The organism is Amycolatopsis sp. MtRt-6 (genome assembly GCF_017308975.1).
Taxonomy (GTDB): Bacteria; Actinomycetota; Actinomycetes; order Mycobacteriales; family Pseudonocardiaceae; genus Amycolatopsis.
Map to the genome: position 1 here is coordinate 149361 of NZ_JADWPD010000018.1, position 16534 is coordinate 165894.

Sequence of the window (16534 nt, forward strand, 5' to 3'; positions counted from 1 at the left end):
CATGACCGCACCGAAGGTCGTGATCATCGGCGCCGGCATCGTCGGCGCGAACCTGGCCGACGAGCTGACTGCCCGCGGCTGGACCGACGTCACCGTCCTCGACCGGGGCCCGCTGCCGCGCACCGGCGGGTCGACGTCCCACGCGCCCGGGCTCGTCTTCCAGACCAACGCGTCCAAGGCGATGACGGACTTCGCGCGGTACACCGTTTCGAAGTTCCTCGAGCTGGACTGCTTCCTCCAGGTCGGCGGCATGGAGGTGGCGACCACCCCGGCCCGCTGGGAGGACCTCAAGCGCAAGCACGGCTGGGCGACGTCGTGGGGCGTGTCCGGCGAGCTGATCGACGCCGACGAGTGCGTTCGCCGCTGGCCGCTGCTTGACGGCTCGCGGATCTTCGGCGCGCTGCACGTCCCGACCGACGGGCTGGCGCGGGCCGCCAAGGCCGTCGAGGTGCTGATTTCGCGCGCCACCGAGCGGGGCGCGCGGTTCGTCGGCGCCACCCGGGTGACCGACGTCCTGCAGGAGGGTGGCCGGGTCACCGGTGTGCGTACCGACCAGGGCGACTTCCCGGCCGACGTCGTCGTGTCGTGCGCCGGGTTCTGGGGCCGCGAGATCGGCGCGATGGCCGGCATGGACGTGCCGCTGCTGCCGCTGGCCCACCAGTACGTCAAGACGGGGCAGGTCGCGGAGCTCGCCGGGCGCAACAGCGAGGCGGTCGAGGCGAGCCTGCCGATCCTGCGCCACCAGGACCAGGACCTGTACTTCCGCGAGCACGTCGACCGGCTCGGCATCGGCTCCTACGCCCACCGGCCCATGCCGGTCGACGAGTCCACTTTGGATCCGGCGGTGACCGAGACGGCCATGCCGTCCATGCTGCCCTTCACCGAGGACGACTTCGCGCCGTCGTGGGAGGAGAGCAAGCTGCTGCTGCCCGCGCTGCGCCAGACCAAGGTGGAAGAGGGCTTCAACGGCATCTTCTCCTTCACTCCGGACGGCCAGTCGCTGGTCGGCGAGTCGGCCGACGTCCGCGGGTTCTGGCTGGCCGAGGCGATCTGGGTGACGCATTCCGCGGGCATCGCGAAGGCCGTCGCCCAGCTGCTCGTCGACGGACATTCCGAAGTGGACACCCACGACATCGACGTGCACCGCTTCGAGGAGGTCCAGCTCGCGCCGTCGTACGTGCGCGAGACCGCCCAGCAGAACTTCGTCGAGGTCTACGACATCCTGCACCCGTTGCAGCCCAAGCTGTCCCCGCGCGACCTGCGCGTGACGCCGTTCCACGCGCGGCAGCGCGAGCTGGGCGCGGTGTTCCTGGAGGCGGGCGGCTGGGAGCGGCCGCACTGGTTCGAGGCCAACGCGCCGCTGCTGAAGAAGCTCCCGCACGACGCGCTGCCGCCGGCGCGGGACGCGTGGTCGGCGCAGTTCCACTCGCCGATCGCGGCGGCCGAGGCGTGGCAGACGCGCAACGGCGTCGCGCTCTACGACATGACGCCGTTGAAGCGCGTCGAGATCAGCGGGCCCGGGTCCCTCGAATTCCTGCAGTCGCTGACGACCAACCAGCTGGACAAGTCGGTCGGGTCGGTGACGTACACGCTGATGCTCGACAACGCCGGAGGTATTCGCAGCGACGTCACGGTCGCGCGGCTCGAGCCCGAGGTGTTCCAGGTCGGCATCAACGGCAACATCGACGTCGACCACTTCGTGAAGCACGCGCCTCCCGGCGTCCAGGTCCGCGACACCACCGGCGGGACGTGCTGCGTCGGCGTCTGGGGACCGCTGGCGCGGGACCTCGTGCAGCCGCTGTCGCGCGAGGACTTCTCGCACGCCGGCCTGAAGTACTTCCGGGCGCGTCGAGCGCGGATCGCCGGGGTGCCGGTGGTCGCGATGCGACTGTCCTATGTGGGCGAGCTCGGCTGGGAGATCTACACGAGCGCGGACAACGGCCTCCGGCTGTGGGACGCGCTGTGGGTGGCGGGGCAGCCCCTGGGTGTCATCGCGGCCGGGCGGGCGGCGTTCAACAGCCTGCGGCTGGAGAAGGGCTACCGGCTGTGGGGCACCGACATGACCACCGAGCACGACCCGTACGAAGCCGGCGTCGACTTCGCGGTGCGCCCGGCGAAGGGCGAGTTCCTGGGCCGGGACGCCCTGGCAGGCCGGACGCCGTCGCGGCGCCTGCGATGCCTGACGATCGACGACGGCCGCACGGTGGTGCTGGGCAAGGAACCGGTGTTCGTCGACGGCGTGGCTTCGGGTTACGTCACGAGCGCCGCGTACGGGTACACGGTGGGCCGTCCGATAGCCTACGCGTGGCTCCCGGCGTCGGCGGACATCGGCAGCAGTGTGGAAATCGAGTACTTCGGCCGCCGGGTCGCGGCCACCGTGGCCGCCGAGCCGCTGGTCGACCCCGGCATGGAACGGATCCGGCGGTGAGCGTGACCGGATCATGAGCGACTTCCTCAAGGCACTGGCGTCCGAGGCTTCCCCGGGCGGCGGCCCTGCACGTCGCCCAGGCCGCGGCCCTGGTCGGCTGGGTTTCCGACGTCGGCGAAACCGGGCACTGAGCATTTACGCGCTGCGCTTGGCGGAGAAGGAGCCCAAGCGGCTGTCATCCTCGCCCGGGCCCACCGTTCGCCGGCGGCGGGCGAACTGGCGGAGGCGCGACGGCACGCGTGCGGCCGGTGTCGAGAGCCACTCCGGCGCGGGAGTCCCGCCCGAGGTGGCCGCGGTGCGCGAACGGGCGGACCGCCTGACGGTGACAGCTCTCCCGGCGTAACGCCGGTCACGTGCGGTAGCTCCAGGCTCTCGATCGGGTAATCCACAGCAAGTCCATGGAACCGGACAAGGAAATTCTCAGGAATGGGGCGTTTCCTGGTACGAGCCGGAGGCTTGTCGAGAGCTGGAGCTGTGCATGAGCGAGTACGACCGAGGACGCCCGGGCGGCGAGTACCCGTACGGCCACGGCCAAGGCGGGTACCCGCCGGAGTACTACGGCCAGAACGGCTACCCGCGGGACCAGGGCTTTTACGAGCAGCCCCAGTACCGGCAGGGCGAGGAGCGGGGCTACTACGGGCAGTCGCGTGACCAGTGGGGACAGCCGTACACGCAGCCGACCTACGCCTATCCGCAGCCCGCCTACCAGCCGCCGCCGCGCCGGCGTCACCCGCTGCGGGCGCTGACCGTCGCCGTCGTGGCGATCGCGCTGGCCGTGGTCGCCGGGCTCGGGATCGGGCACCTCATCTCCGGGGCGAACGCGCCGACCGCGGGCGGCAACCAGAACTTCGGCTTCACCGGGCAGCCCAGCGAGACCACGGCCGTGCTCGACGTCGACGCCGTGTCGGCCAAGGTCAACCCGGCGATCGTGAACATCAACAGCCAGCTCGGGCTGCAGGGCGCGGCCTCGGCGGGCACCGGAATCGTGCTCACCGCCGACGGCGAGGTGCTGACCAACAACCACGTCGTCGCGGGCGCGACCAGCATCAAGGTCACCAGCATCGGCACCGGCGACACCTACGACGCGGAGGTCGTCGGCTACAACCGCACGGAGGACATCGCGGTCCTGCAGTTGCAGGACGCGTCCGGGCTGCCGACGGCGTCGATCGGCGACTCGTCCACGACGCAGGTGGGCGACCAGATCCTCGGCCTGGGCAACGCGGGCGGCCGCGGCGGCGACCCGGTGCCCGCGCCGGGCACGGTGACGGCGCTGAACCAGTCGATCACGGCGTCGGACGAGTCCAGCGGGTCGTCCGAGCAGCTCGAGGGGCTGATCCAGGTCAGGGCGAACATCGAGTCGGGTGACTCGGGCGGCCCGCTCGTCAACGCGAACGCCCAGGTCATCGGCGTCAACACGGCGGCGTCGACGGGGTACCAGCTGAACGGCCGCCGCACCGGCGGCGCCGGCCAGGGCTTCGCGATCCCGATCAACCAGGCCATCGACATCGCGCACAAGATCGTGGCGGGCCAGGCCTCCGACAAGATCCACATCGGCAAGACGGCGTTCATCGGCGTCTCGGTCACGGACGGCCAGGGCGGGGCGAGGATCCGCGAGGTGGTCCAGCGCGGCCCGGCCCAGCAGGCAGGCCTGGCGGCCGGCGACGTGATCACGGCGATCGACGGCAAGCCGGTCGACTCGGCGACGACGTTGACGAGGGTGATGGACACACACCACCCGGGGGACCGGCTGACGGTGACGGTTTCGGACGCCGCGGGTGGTCAGAAGCAGGTTCAGGTGCGGGCGATCGAGGGGCCGGTCGGCTGACCCGCACTGACGCGGGGGAACCACCACGATGGTGGTTCCCCCGCGCCAGGGTGTTGGGTCAGTCCGCGAGCGCGAGCAGGTCTTCCTGCTCCGCGACCGGCTCCTTCCGGGCCAGCAGGCCGCTCGCCGCCACCAGCAGGCCGAGCGCCGCGATCCCGGTGACCACGCTCAACGCCGGCGTCAGGCCGGTCAGCAGCGCCGCCGGTGAGGCTTCGCGGCCGCCGTTGGCGGTCAGGACCGCCGTCACCACTGCCAGGCCGATGGCGCCGCCCACCTGCAGCGACGTGTTCAGCAGGCCGCCGGCCAGGCCCTGCTCGTCGTCCGGAATCCCGGCCGTGGCCTGGATGTTCAGCGACGAGAACGCCAGCGTGAAGCCGATGCCCAGCAGGATCATGCTCGGCAGAACCGACCCCGCGTAGCCGGAGTGCTCGTCGACGCGCAGGAACAGCACGTAGGCGACGACGTGCGCGACCACGCCCGCGAAGATCGTGCGGGACGTGCCGACCCGGTCGATCAGCGGCTCGATGCGCGGGGAGCCGAAGGCGACGATCAGCGCCGCCGGCAGGAAGCCGAGCGCCGTCTGCAGCGCCGACCAGCCCAGCACGCGCTGCAGGTAGAGCATCACGACGAACTGGAAGCCGATGTAGGCACCGAAGAACAGCGCGGCACCGAGGTTGGCGCGGGCCAGCGGGCCCGAGCGCAGGATGCCCAGCCGCAGCAACGGGTGGCGGCTGCGCTTCTCGATGACCACGAACGTCACCAGCAGTGCCAGCGCGACGGCGAACGTGATCAGCGTGCGCGGTGCGGCCCAGCCGATCTCCGGCGCCTCGACCACGCCGAACACCAGCAGCAGCGAACCGGCGGCGCCGGTGATGGCGCCCGGGAAGTCGTAGCCGCCGCCGGTTTCGGCGCGGTACGACGGGATCAGCTTCCACGCCGCCACCAGGGCGATCAGCGCGATCGGGGCGGGCAGCAGGAACGTCCAGCGCCAGCCGACCTCGGTCAGCAGGCCGGAGAACACGAGCCCGGCGGAGTAGCCGCTGGCACCGAACACGGCGAAGATGCTGATCGCCTTGTTGCGGGCCGGGCCCTCCTGGAACGTCGTGGTGATGATGGACAGTGCGGCCGGCGCCGTGAACGCGGCGGCCAGACCCTTGATGAACCGGCTCGCGATGAGCAGCGCGCCGTCGTCGACGAGGCCGCCGAGCAGCGAGGCCAGCGCGAACACGGCGACGGCGACGAGGAACACGCGGCGGCGGCCGAGCAGGTCGGCGGTGCGGCCGCCGAGCAGCAGCAGGCCGCCGTAGCCGAGCACGTAGCCGCTGACGACCCATTGCAGCGCGTTGGTGGACAGGCCGAGATCGGCCTGGATGGCCGGGAGCGCGACCCCGACCATCGACACGTCGAGCGCGTCGAGGCCGATGACGATCGAGACGGTGAGCAGGACACCCCAGAGACGTGCGTCCCACCGGGTCGAGGTGGTGGACAAAGACACGGAAGAGCTCATGGCGGCGACATTACATGCACGCGCATCTAATGTTCAAGCATTTAATGTGTTTGCATCTGATGTGCGTGCATGCTATGTTGGTCGCCGTGAGCGACGTCGCTGTTGAGCAGGGTCTGGTCCAGGAGTGGCACGAGCTGCTGGCCCGCTACTCGGCCGTGTTCAGCGCGCTCGAGTGCCGGCTGCAGGAGCGCCACGGTATCGGCGCGAACGAGTTCGAAGCCCTCGAGAGGCTCGCGACCTGCGACTTCAAGTGCCGCTCGGCCGACCTGATCAGCACGATCCACCTCAGCCAGAGCGCCACGTCCCGCCTGGTGGCCCGCCTGGAGAAGGAGGGCCTGGTCTCGCGCGCCCTGTGCGAGGTCGACCGGCGCGGCGTCTTCGTGACGATCACCGACGCCGGCCGGGAGAAGTACCTCGCGGCGAAGCAGACGCACCGCGAGGTACTGCGGGAAACCCTGCGCTAGCCGCCAGGGCGCTTACCGGGCCACCCGCTCGTCCGTGCCCGGCACCTTCGCCGTCGTGATGGCGATGCGGTTCCACGTGTTGATCGTGAAGATCAGCGCCAGCAGCTGTCCCAGCTCCTCCTCGCCGAACTCCGCCGCGGCCCGGGCGTAGACGTCGTCCGGGACGCCGCCCGCGATCTGCGTGACCGCTTCGGTCAGGGCCAGCGCCGCCTGCTCCTTCTCGCTGAAGAAGCTGCTCGCCTCGCGCCACACCGCCACCATGTGCAGCCGCTCCTCGCTCTCGCCTGCCTTGCGGGCGTCCGAGGTGTGCATGTGCAGGCAGTACGCGCAGTGGTTGAGCTGCGACGCGCGGATCTGGACCAGCTCGACCAGCGCGGGGTCGAGCCCGGCGCGGGCGGCCGCGTCGAAGCCGATCAGGGCCTTGAAGGCCTTCGGGGTGGTCTTGGCGAAGTTGATGCGGGAGTTCGTCATGACCAGAAATCTAGCCGCGCTTTGACCTCTGTGTAGGGTGCATTTCCGTGGCAAAAGACTGGGTCAATCCGGGGGACCGCGACCTCCACCTGGAGCTGGCACCCGGCCCCAAGCGGGCCGCGCTCATCGCCGCCCTGCGGGACGCCGTCCGCGCGGGACGGCTCGCTCCGGGCACCCGGCTGCCGCCCTACCGGTCGCTGGCCGCCGATCTCGGGCTGGCCCGCAACACCGTCGCCGAGGCCTATGCCGAGTTGGTCGCCGAGGGCTGGCTCACCGCCGTCCAGGGCTCCGGCACCCGGGTCGCCGAGCGTGCGGAGCCGCTGAAACCCGTTCGGACACCGAAGAAAGCCCCGGGAGCGCCGAAGCCGGTCCACAACCTCCGGCAGGGCCGGCCGGACGCGACGTCCTTCCCGCGCACCGAATGGCTTGCCGCCGCGCGACGCGCGCTGAACGTGGCGCCGCACGACGCCTTCGGCCCCGGGGACCCACGCGGCCGTCCGGAACTGCGGGACGCCCTCGCCCAGTACCTCGCGCGTGCCCGGGGTGTGCGGACGTCGCCGGAGCGGATCGTCGTGTGCTCGGGGTTCGCGCACGCCCTGCGGCTGCTGTTCCCGGCCGTGCTGCCGGGGCCGCTCGCCGTCGAGTCCTACGGCCTCGCCTTCCACCGCTCGATCTTCGCCGCTGCCGGCGTGCGGACGATCCCGCTGGCCCTGGACGAACACGGCGCGCGCGTCGAGGATCTCGACGTCCCGTCCGTGCTGCTGACGCCCGCGCACCAGTTCCCGACCGGCGGCCCGCTGCACCACGACCGCCGCACCGCGGTCGTCGGGCACGTCCGCGCGAGCGGCGGCGTGCTCCTCGAAGACGACTACGACGGCGAATTCCGCTACGACCGCAAGCCGGTGGGTGCGGTGCAGGGCCTCGACCCCGAGCACGTCGTCTACCTCGGCTCGGTCAGCAAGAGCCTGTCTCCCGCGCTGCGCCTCGGCTGGCTGGTGCTGCCCGGCCACCTCGTCGACCGGGTGCTGGCGGTGAAGGGCGAGCGCGAGGCGTGGGCGGGCGTGCTCGACCAGCTGACCCTGGCGCAGTTCCTGAACGACGGCGCGTACGACCGGCACATCCGCCGCATGCGCCGGCGCTACCGCCGCCGTCGCGACCAGCTCGTGACGACGCTCGCCGAGCGGACCCCGCACGTGACGGCGACCGGGATCGCCGCCGGCCTGCACGCCGTGCTCCGGCTCCCGCCGGGCACCGAGAAAGCCGCGCTGAAGGCGGCGGCCTGGCAGGGGCTGGCGCTGGACGGCCTGGCCGCGTTCCGGCACCCGGGCAGCTCCATGTCCACAATGGACGGGTTGGTCGTCGGTTACGCGACACCGCCCGAGCACGCCTACCCCGCGGCCCTCGACGCGTTGTGCCGCTCCCTGCCACCCGCCTGAGACCCACCCGCCTGAGACCCACCCGGCGACGTCGATCTCGGTTCGTCACGGCAGTCACCGCGTCGTACCTGGCCGGTCAATCACCAAAACGGCCGCAGCCCGCCATTCCTTCACCGGCCGCTCACGGGTACTGGCTTCCCGCTCACCCGGCTGGCAAGCTGCCAGCACCTCACGAGGAAAGGACGTGCATGGCGGCACACCCGGCGCGGGCCCGGCGGATCGACGCACGGGTCGTCGTCCTGAGCGCGCTGCTCGTGGTCGCCCTGCTCGCCTGGGCCGGCTTCGACTACCTGAAGGACCGGCTGGCCGGCAGTGGCTGCGACACGACCACGCCGGTGCGGGTCACGGCCGCGCCGGACATCGCGCCGGTGCTGACCGAGCTGGCCCGGACCGTCCCCGAACGGGACTGCTACTCCGTCGACGTCACCGCGAGCCCCTCGACGGCCACCGCCACCGCCCTCGAGGCGAACGGCGCGAACGGCCCCGATGTCTGGGTGCCGGAGTCGAGCACCTGGCTGCTGCAGGCCCGCGACGGCGGCGCGTGGAACCTCCCCGAGACCGGCCAGTCGGTCGCGAGCTCTCCGGTGGTGCTGGCGCTGACCGACGACGTCGCGAAGCAGGCGGGCTGGCCGGGGAAGTCGCCGTCCTGGTCGGACGTCCTCGCCGGGAGCCCGGTCGGGCTGCCGGACCCGGGCCGGGACCCGGCCGCCATCGGCGCGCTGCTCGGCTTGCAGCAGCTGACCAAGGACGCGCCCGACCCGGCCGCGGCGTTCACCGAGGAGATCCGCAGGCTTTCCGCCGTGAAGCAGCCGTACACCGCGTGGCCGGCGTCGGAGCAGTCGGTCCTGGCCCGCAAGCTCGTCGCCGCCTACCCCGCCGCCGGTGTCCCGAGCTTCGACTACCCGTACGTCGTGCTGCCGCGGGCCTCGGAGGCCTCGCGCGCGGCGGCCGAGCGGTTCCTGCGGCTGCTGCTCGACCAGACCGCCACCGGGGCGTTCGCCGGCGGCGGGTTCCGGACGCCGTCCGGGCAGCTGCTCGGCGAGCTCGGGTCCGGCAACACCCGCACCGACGCGGCGGCGCGCCCGGCCGGACCGCCCACGCCCGAAGGCATGTACGGCGTGCTCCAGGCGTGGGCCGGGGCGAACCTCAGCGCCCGCGTCCAGGTGCTGCTCGACGTGTCCGGCTCGATGGCCGCCACCGTGCCCGGCACCGGCCGCAGCCGGATGGCGCTGACGCTCGAAGCCGCGACGCAGGGGCTCGGCCTGTTCAAGCCGACGACCGAGATCGGCCTCTGGCTGTTCTCGACCAAGCTGGACGGCACCAAGGACTACCAGGAACTGCTGCCGATGCGGTCGATCTCCCAGCAGCTGGCGGCGGGCGCGGTGGCGACGCTGCAGGCGGTCAAGCCGAAGCCCGGCGGCGCGACCGGGCTGTACGACTCGATCCTCGCCGCGTACCAGAACGCCCGGCAGAGCTGGCAGCTCGGCCGGATCAACGTCGTCGTCGTGCTCACCGACGGCCGCAACGAGGACGACGACTCGATCGGGCTGCCCGGCCTGCTCGCCGAGCTGAACCGGCTGCAGGACCCGCGGAAACCGCTGCCGGTGATCGGGATCGGCATCGGCCCGGACATCGATTCGAGCGAGCTGAAGCAGATCTCGGCCGCGACCGGCGGCGAGTCCTTCACCACGCCGGACCCGCGCAAGATCTCCGACGTCTTCTACCAGGCACTGAGCAAGCTCATGTGCCAGCCGCCCGCCTGCAAGAAGTGAGGACGCCCGTGTTGGTGCAGATCGAAAAGCCCGCGCCACGGGTGACCCGAAGACCGTCCGCGCTGGTCTTCGCCGCGTTCGTCGCCGGCGTGGTGCCGTTCGCGCTGCACACGTGGGCGGCGCTGCACGGGAACTTCGTCCAGGACGACTTCGTCATGACCTCCCGGGCCGCCGCGGCCGGGCCGTTCGACCTCGGCTACCTCTTCCAGGACTACCACGGGCACCTGCAGCCCGGCGGGCTCTTCCTCGCGGCGGTGCTGACGTGGTGGGCGCCGCTGAACTTCCCGCTCATGGTGGCGCCGCTGCTGCTGATGCGGGCCGCGGCGACGGTGCTGTTCTGGTGCCTGCTGGTGCGCTGTTTCGGCCGCCGCTGGGCGATCCTGGTGCCGTTCACCGTGTTCACCGCCTCGACGTTGCTGCTGGTCCCGACGCTGTGGTGGGCGTTCGGTGCCCAGGTCGTCCCGGTGGTGCTGGCGAGCACCGGAGCCTTGTACTGGCACGTCCGCTACCTGCGTGACGGCGGCCGCTGGTGGATCGGCGCGTTCGCGTGGACGCTGTTCGGGCTCGCGTTCTACGAGAAGGCCGCGGTGGTCCCGGTGCTGCTGGCCGGGGTGACCGTCCTGCTCGGACAGTCCTTCCGGGACCGGTGGCGCTACTGGGCGGGACACGCGGTACTGCTCGCCGCGTTCGTCGCGGGCTACCTCGCGCTGACGTCGAGCCAGGTCGCCCCCGGTGGCCCGCCGATGACCGCCGGCACCGTCGCCGACCTGACCGGCCGGATGCTCGGCGACATCTTCCTGCCCGGGCTGGCCGGCGGGCCGTGGTCGGGACCCGGTCCGGGCGCGACCTGGGCGCCGTCGCCGTTCGCGGTCGTCGTCCTGCTGTTCGCCGCGGCCCTGGCGCTGCTGGTGGCCGGCGCGCGCGTGGGCGGCCGCCGGGCCTGGCGGGCGTGGGCGCTGCTCGGGCTGCTGTTCGCCGTGGACGTCGGGCTGCTGGCGTTGACGCGGCTGCGCGAAGTCGGGCCGGCCGCCGGTGACGACCCGCGGTACCTCGCCGAGCTGGCGTTGACGGCCGCCCTGTGCGGAGCGTTCGCTTTCCTGGCACCGGGCGAGGGTGCGCCATCCGGTGGCACGCGCGAGCGGCCGATCGCTCTAATCGTGTGCGTGCTTCTGCTTGTCAGTTCCACGATCGGGTTCTCCCGGCTCGCCCCGGCGCTGCGGTTCGAGCACTCCGGGCAGTACCTCGGGAACGTCCGTGCGGCCGTGGCGGCGGATCCACGCCTGGTGTTCTACGACACGTTCGTGCCGTCCGATGTGGTGCACGAATGGTTCGGGGTGGACTCGCGGGCGTCGCGCGTGGCCGGTCTGCTGCCCGGCACGCACTTCGACCAGCCGACGAACCGGATGCACCAGCTCGACGCGACAGGTACGCCCCACCTGATCACCGGGGTGAGCGCGCAGGCCCGCGGCCTGCCGGGGCCGGTGCCGAACTGCGGGTACACGGTCGGCGAAACGCCGGTGCGCGTCCCGCTCGACAAACCGCTGCTCGGCAGGCACCTGCTGAAGATCGACTACTTCACCGCCGCCGGCGGCGAAGGACTGGTCGAGCGGACGCCGGTGTGGTTCCAGGCCGGGCTGCACTCGCTGTACCTGCCGGTGGACGGCCTCTTCGACCACATCGGCGTGCGGCTGTCGAGCCCGGGTGCACCCGTGTGCGTCGCGAAGGTCGAGGTCGGGCAGCCGGTGACTCAGTAGGGGTCGTACGGGCTGTCGTGGCCGAACAGCCGCGCCACCGGCCGCAACCGCAGGCGTAGCAGCACTTTGATCCCGACGTTGCGCAGGAACCACGGCAGCTGCGCCAGCACGCGCAGCCGGTCGCGGGCCGACGGCGGGGCCAGCCGGAAGCGCGCCAGCGACGTCGCGCGGTCCACATAGGTGTACCGCTGTCCGAAGAGGACCTTCACGATCGTGCCGAGCGTCACGCCGATCGAGGAGAAACAGTCGTGGACCAGGATTTCCGCGCCCGGCGGCAGGTGCGCCGACCAGCGCAGGTCGTCGGTGTAGGTCCAGTAGTCGTGCTTGCCGTCGATGTAAAGCAGCTGTAGGGGCCGGTCCCAGTCAGGACGCAGTTCCGTGCTGTAACCGGCGACGAGCTCGACGATGTCGTCCAGCCCGGCCCGGCGGATGTTGCGCTCGAACAGCTGCCGCGTCGGGGATCCGCCGAACAACCGGCCGTCCACGAACGGGTCGACGGCGATCACCGTGGCCCCGACCGTGCGGGCCGCCGCGCCCAGGACGATCGTGGACCGGCCCTGGTGGCTGCCGATTTCCAGGACGACGTCGCCCTTCTCCAAGCGGCACACGGCGTTCCACAGCGCTTCGCCCTGCGCACGCGTCATCCAGCCCTTGACCGGCTCGGCCAAGGCCCAGGCATCTTCGAACGAGATGGCGCACCTGCCAGGAGTTCAGGGAGACTGGGGACTCTGTTCTCACAAAACTGTCGGCACATCGTAGCCAGGTTTCGGCCTAGTATCTACCGGATGGTAACCGCCACCCGCGATCGAACCCGGGACGACGCCCCGCCCGCGGAGCGCGACCGGAAGTTCTCGGTGGCCGCGTTCTTCCGCCGGCCCAGCACCTGGATCGTGCTGGCGCTGACCACGTTGTCGTTCCTGCAGATGCCGGGGAAGACGACGTTCGACACCAAACTGGATCTCGCCGTCGACCCGATCGCCTTCCTCGGGCGCGCCCTGCACCTGTGGAACCCGGAGGCGACCGCGGGGGAGCTGCAGAACCAGGCGTACGGCTATCTCTTCCCGATGGGCCCGTTCTTCGCGCTGTGCCAGGCGACCGGCGTGCCCGCGTGGATCGCGCAACGGCTGTGGGGCGCGATCCTCCTGTCGGCGGCGTTCGGCGGCGCCCTGGTGCTGGCGCGGGCGATGAAGATCGGCACCGAGCGCACCCGGCTGATCGGCGCGCTCGGCTACGCGGTCGCCCCGCGCATGCTGACCGAAATCGGCGGCCTGTCCGCGGAAATGCTGCCCGCCGTGCTGCTGCCGTGGGTGCTGGTGCCGCTCGTGCGGGCCGGGGCGATCGGCTCGCCGCGGCGGGCCGCCGGGCTGTCGGCGCTGGCCGTGCTGTGCATGGGCGGCGTCAACGGCGCCATGGTGGTGATGGCGCTCGTCCTGCCGGGACTGTGGCTGCTGACCCGCCGCTGGACACGCGCGCACGTCGAGCTCGTGCTGTGGTGGTTCGTCTTCGTCATCGGCGCGACGCTCTGGTGGATCCTGCCGCTGCTGCTGCTCGGCGAGTACAGCCTGCCGTTCCTGGACTACATCGAGTCCGCGACGAACACGACCGCGCCGATGTCGCTGTTCGAGGTGCTGCGCGGCACCAACCAGTGGGTGGCCTACGTCGTCCAGGGCACGCCGTGGTGGCCCGGCGGCTGGTCGCTGATCGACAACCCGGTGCTGATGCTCGCGACCGGGCTGGTCGCCGGCGTCGGGCTGTTCGGGCTGACCCGGCGCGGCCTGCCGGACCGGCGGTTCCTCGTGCTCGGCGTCGTCACCGGCCTGACCCTGCTGACCATCGGCTACGTCGGCACGCTCGACAGCCCGCTGGCCGAGCAGGTCCGCCACCTGCTCGACGGGCCGCTCGCGCCACTGCGCAACGTGCACAAGTTCGAGCCGGTGCTGCGGCTGCCGCTGATGCTGGCGTTCGTGCACGGCATCTCCAGCCCGGTGCCTTCCGCGCGGCGCTTCCTGCGGCCCGCGCTGGGCCTGCTGCTGGTGCTGGTGATGGCCGCGCCGGCGTGGCTGCTCAACCTGCGGTCCGGTCCGGGCTGGGACGCCGTGCCCGGCTACTGGTACGACGCGATGGGTTACGTCGCCAAGGCCGATCCGAACGCGCGGACGCTGCTGCTGCCGGCGACCGGGTTCGGCGAGTACGAGTGGGGCCGCACGGTCGACGAGCCCGCGCAGGCGATCGCGCGGAGCCCGTGGGCGGTCCGCAACCAGGTGCCGCTGGGGTCCGAAGGGAACACGCGGCTGATGGACTCGGTGGACGCGGCGCTCGCCGACGGCCGCGGCGATCCCGGGCTGGCCGCGCTGCTCGCGCGGTCCGGCTACCGGTTCCTGCTGCTGCGCAACGACATCGACCGCGAACGGACCGCGGCCCCGCCCGTCGCGACGCTGCGCGCGGGCCTGGCCGGCTCGCCGGGCATCGCCAAGGCGGCCGAATTCGGCCCGCTCGAAGTCTGGGAAGTGCGGAAACCGGTGCCGCTGGCCACGGCGACGTCCGCGACGGACGTCCCGACGGTGAGCGGCGGGCCGGAGAACCTGCTGCCGCTGATCGATTCCGGGCTGCTCGACCCGGCGACGCCGACCGTGCTCACCGGCGACGGCGGGTCGCCCGGCGGCCCGAGGCTGGTGACCGACGGCCTGCGCCGGGCCGAGCGGAACGTCGGCGGCGTCCGCGACAACCTGAGCCAGACGTTGACCGCGGGCGAGGCCTACCGCCAGCAGCGCGCGGCGGGCGACCTGCTGCCGTTCCCGGGCCAGGAACACCAGACCGTGGCCGCCTACCGGGGGATCCGCTCGGTGACGGCGTCGACGGCGGCGTCGTTCGCCGACGCCTTCGGCGGGTCCGATCCCTCGCACCAGCCGTTCGCCGCGATCGACGGGGACCCGCGCACGGCGTGGCACTCGTCGTCGTTCACCGGCGCGATCGGCCAGTGGCTCGAGGTGGAGCTGGACACCCCGCGGCTGGTGACGTCGGTGCAGCTGCAGCTCGTGGACGACCTCCGGGTGGGCTGGCCCGCCACCCGGATCCGGATCACGACGGACAACGGCTCGGTCGACCAGCCGGTGGTCCGCGGCGCCGGGCCGCACGAGTACTCCGTCGCCGGCGGCGTCACGCGGAAGGTGCGGATCACGCTGCTGTCGCTGGTGGTCGGGCGGCAGGACGGGAACTTCGGCATCGCGGAGCTGCAGATCCCGGGCACCCAGCCGCAGCGGGCCCTGGAGGTGCCGGCGGACCTGCCGACCGGCCCGGCGCCCGGGTTCGCGTTCACGCGCGGCGCGCAGCCGCGGTACGCCTGCCTGCCTGCCGGCGACGCCGTCCGCTGCGACGCCGCGGCCGCCCGCGACGGCGAGGAACCCGACGGGATCCGGCGGTTGTTCAGCACCCCGGCCGAGCAGACGTACCTGGTCGGCGGCACCGTGCTGCCGGCGGGCGGCGGCCGCAACCCGGTGTCGCTGCCGGGGGTCACGGTCGCGTCGACGTCCCAGCTGGGCGGCGACCCGGCGGCGGCGGGGTTCGCGGCCGTGGACGGCGACGCGGGCACGACGTGGCGCCCCGACGTCACCGACCTGCGGCCGGCGCTGACCCTCGGCTGGCCGGCACCGAAGCGGATTTCGGGGCTGCACATCGGGGTGGCGCCGGCCAGCGGGGCCCGGGCGCCCCGGCAGGTGCAGCTGGTGGGCCGGTCGGCGACGCGGACGGTGCAGCTCGACGCGGGCGGATCGGCGTCCTTCGAGCCACTGGAAACCGACCAGCTGCAGGTGCTGCTGCCGGGCGACGACGACGACCCGGCGGCGCGCGCGGTGGTCGGCATCGGCAGCCTTTCGCTGTCCGGCAGCGACGACCTGCTCCCGGGCCCGGACCCGGCGTTTTCGGTGCCGTGCGGCTCGGGACCGAACGTGCACCTGGACGGGCTCGACTACCGGACGTCGGTGCAGGGCAAGCTGTCCGACATCACCGCGCACCGGCCGCTGACGCTGGGGATGTGCCGCGATTCCGAGGGCGGCATCGTGCTGCCGGCCGGCGGCCACGAGCTGCGGACGGACCGGTCGGAGTCGTTCGTGGTCCAGGACCTGTGGCTGCGCCCGGCGGTGGCGTCGTCGCCCCCGGTGCGCCGGGCGGTGCAGGTGGGCGACTGGGACGCGGCGTCGCGGTCGGTGACGGTGGGGCCGGGCGCGGAGGCGGTGCTGGCGGTCCCGGAGAACGCGAACGCGGGCTGGACGGCCACTTTGGACGGACAGCAGCTGACGCGCACCCGCGTGGACGGCTGGCAGCAGGCGTGGATAGTCCCGGCGGGTGCGGGCGGCGTCGTGTCGCTGTCGTTCACCCCGGACGCGCATTACCGCTCGAGTCTCTTGATCGGCGCGGCGGCGGTGCTGCTGTTGCTGGTGGGGGTGGCGTGGCCGGCACACCGGCGGCGCTTCACGATCGCGCCGGATGGCGGCGCGGTGGTGCCGGTGGTGCTGATCGGGTTGCTGGTGGCGCTGGGCGGGATGCTGCCGGTGGTGCTGCTGATCGCGTGCCTGCTGGCTCGCCAGTTCTCCGAGCGCGCACCCAGGTTCCTGGCGTTCGGCGGCATGGCCGTGGCGGCGGCGGTCTCGGTGACGGGCCGCGTCCTGGGTCACGGCCAGGAGTGGGCGTACGGCCCGGTGACGCAGGCAGCGTTGCTGCTGGCCGCGGCCGCGACGGTGGCGACGTGCGTGGACTGGTTCGTCAGGAAGGAAAACCCGACGGAGCCGTCCCCCTAGCGCCCCAATGTGGCCTTCGGTGCGTTGAACGCACCGAAGGCCACCTTGGGTGCGTTCAACGCAACCAAGGCCACATTGGGGCGC

General features: G+C 72.3%; 10 protein-coding genes. 7 read left to right on the forward strand and 3 right to left on the reverse strand.

Annotated elements, in window-relative coordinates; genetic code table 11:
- The first annotated feature begins 1 nt into the window (after position 1).
- Together I4Q55_RS28205 and I4Q55_RS28210 are read left to right on the forward strand one after the other, a co-directional pair.
- Positions 2-2428: an FAD-dependent oxidoreductase gene (locus I4Q55_RS28205; RefSeq protein ID WP_206791804.1), complete on the forward strand. Its 2427-nt coding sequence runs from the start codon at positions 2-4 to the stop codon at positions 2426-2428.
- Between the two features lie 478 nt (positions 2429-2906).
- Positions 2907-4253 carry a S1C family serine protease gene (locus I4Q55_RS28210; RefSeq protein ID WP_206791806.1) on the forward strand — a complete coding sequence of 449 codons (1347 nt, stop codon included), beginning with the start codon at positions 2907-2909 and terminating at the stop codon, positions 4251-4253.
- A gap of 58 nt (positions 4254-4311) precedes the next feature.
- Here I4Q55_RS28210 and I4Q55_RS28215 read toward each other — a convergent pair whose 3' ends face one another.
- Complete coding sequence (locus I4Q55_RS28215) at positions 4312-5760, reverse strand: MFS transporter (RefSeq protein WP_206791808.1); 1449 nt, start codon at positions 5758-5760, stop codon at positions 4312-4314.
- Positions 5761-5846: 86 nt separating this feature from the next.
- Here I4Q55_RS28215 and I4Q55_RS28220 point away from each other — a divergent pair, with 86 nt between their 5' ends.
- Entirely contained in the window at positions 5847-6224 is a 378-nt protein-coding gene (locus tag I4Q55_RS28220) for a MarR family winged helix-turn-helix transcriptional regulator (protein ID WP_206791809.1), read from the forward strand.
- A 12-nt stretch (positions 6225-6236) separates the two neighbouring features.
- Here the strand turns inward: I4Q55_RS28220 and I4Q55_RS28225 are convergent, their stop codons facing one another.
- Entirely contained in the window at positions 6237-6695 is a 459-nt protein-coding gene (locus I4Q55_RS28225; protein WP_206791812.1) for a carboxymuconolactone decarboxylase family protein, read from the reverse strand.
- 47 nt (positions 6696-6742) lie between these two features.
- On the opposite strand from I4Q55_RS28225, the gene I4Q55_RS28230 reads away from it, so the two are divergent.
- The 3 genes from I4Q55_RS28230 (at position 6743) to I4Q55_RS28240 (ending at position 11657) form a co-directional block, all read left to right on the forward strand.
- Positions 6743-8131, forward strand: a complete 1389-nt coding sequence (locus I4Q55_RS28230) for a PLP-dependent aminotransferase family protein (RefSeq protein ID WP_206791813.1) — start codon at positions 6743-6745, stop codon at positions 8129-8131.
- Between the two features lie 188 nt (positions 8132-8319).
- Complete coding sequence (locus I4Q55_RS28235; protein ID WP_206791816.1) at positions 8320-9903, forward strand: substrate-binding domain-containing protein; 1584 nt, start codon at positions 8320-8322, stop codon at positions 9901-9903.
- Positions 9904-9914: 11 nt separating this feature from the next.
- Entirely contained in the window at positions 9915-11657 is a 1743-nt protein-coding gene (locus I4Q55_RS28240) for a hypothetical protein (RefSeq protein WP_206791887.1), read from the forward strand.
- Here the strand turns inward: I4Q55_RS28240 and I4Q55_RS28245 are convergent.
- Positions 11651-12325, reverse strand: coding sequence for a class I SAM-dependent methyltransferase (locus I4Q55_RS28245; RefSeq protein ID WP_206791817.1), 675 nt, complete (start codon positions 12323-12325; stop codon positions 11651-11653). The genes I4Q55_RS28240 and I4Q55_RS28245 overlap by 7 nt on opposite strands.
- A gap of 117 nt (positions 12326-12442) precedes the next feature.
- On the opposite strand from I4Q55_RS28245, the gene I4Q55_RS28250 reads away from it, so the two are divergent.
- Positions 12443-16450, forward strand: coding sequence for an alpha-(1->3)-arabinofuranosyltransferase (locus I4Q55_RS28250; protein ID WP_206791818.1), 4008 nt, complete (start codon positions 12443-12445; stop codon positions 16448-16450).
- Positions 16451-16534 lie beyond the last annotated feature (84 nt).

Bases quoted from the DNA above. Each gene is read 5' to 3' on its own strand.
- I4Q55_RS28205 (WP_206791804.1), top strand. From the start codon at position 2: ATGACCGCACCGAAGGTCGTGATCATCGGCGCCGGCATCGTCGGCGCG.
- I4Q55_RS28210 (WP_206791806.1), top strand. From the start codon at position 2,907: ATGAGCGAGTACGACCGAGGACGCCCGGGCGGCGAGTACCCGTACGGC.
- I4Q55_RS28215 (WP_206791808.1), bottom strand. From the start codon at position 5,760: ATGAGCTCTTCCGTGTCTTTGTCCACCACCTCGACCCGGTGGGACGCA.
- I4Q55_RS28225 (WP_206791812.1), bottom strand. From the start codon at position 6,695: ATGACGAACTCCCGCATCAACTTCGCCAAGACCACCCCGAAGGCCTTC.
- I4Q55_RS28235 (WP_206791816.1), top strand. From the start codon at position 8,320: ATGGCGGCACACCCGGCGCGGGCCCGGCGGATCGACGCACGGGTCGTC.
- I4Q55_RS28250 (WP_206791818.1), top strand. From the start codon at position 12,443: ATGGTAACCGCCACCCGCGATCGAACCCGGGACGACGCCCCGCCCGCG.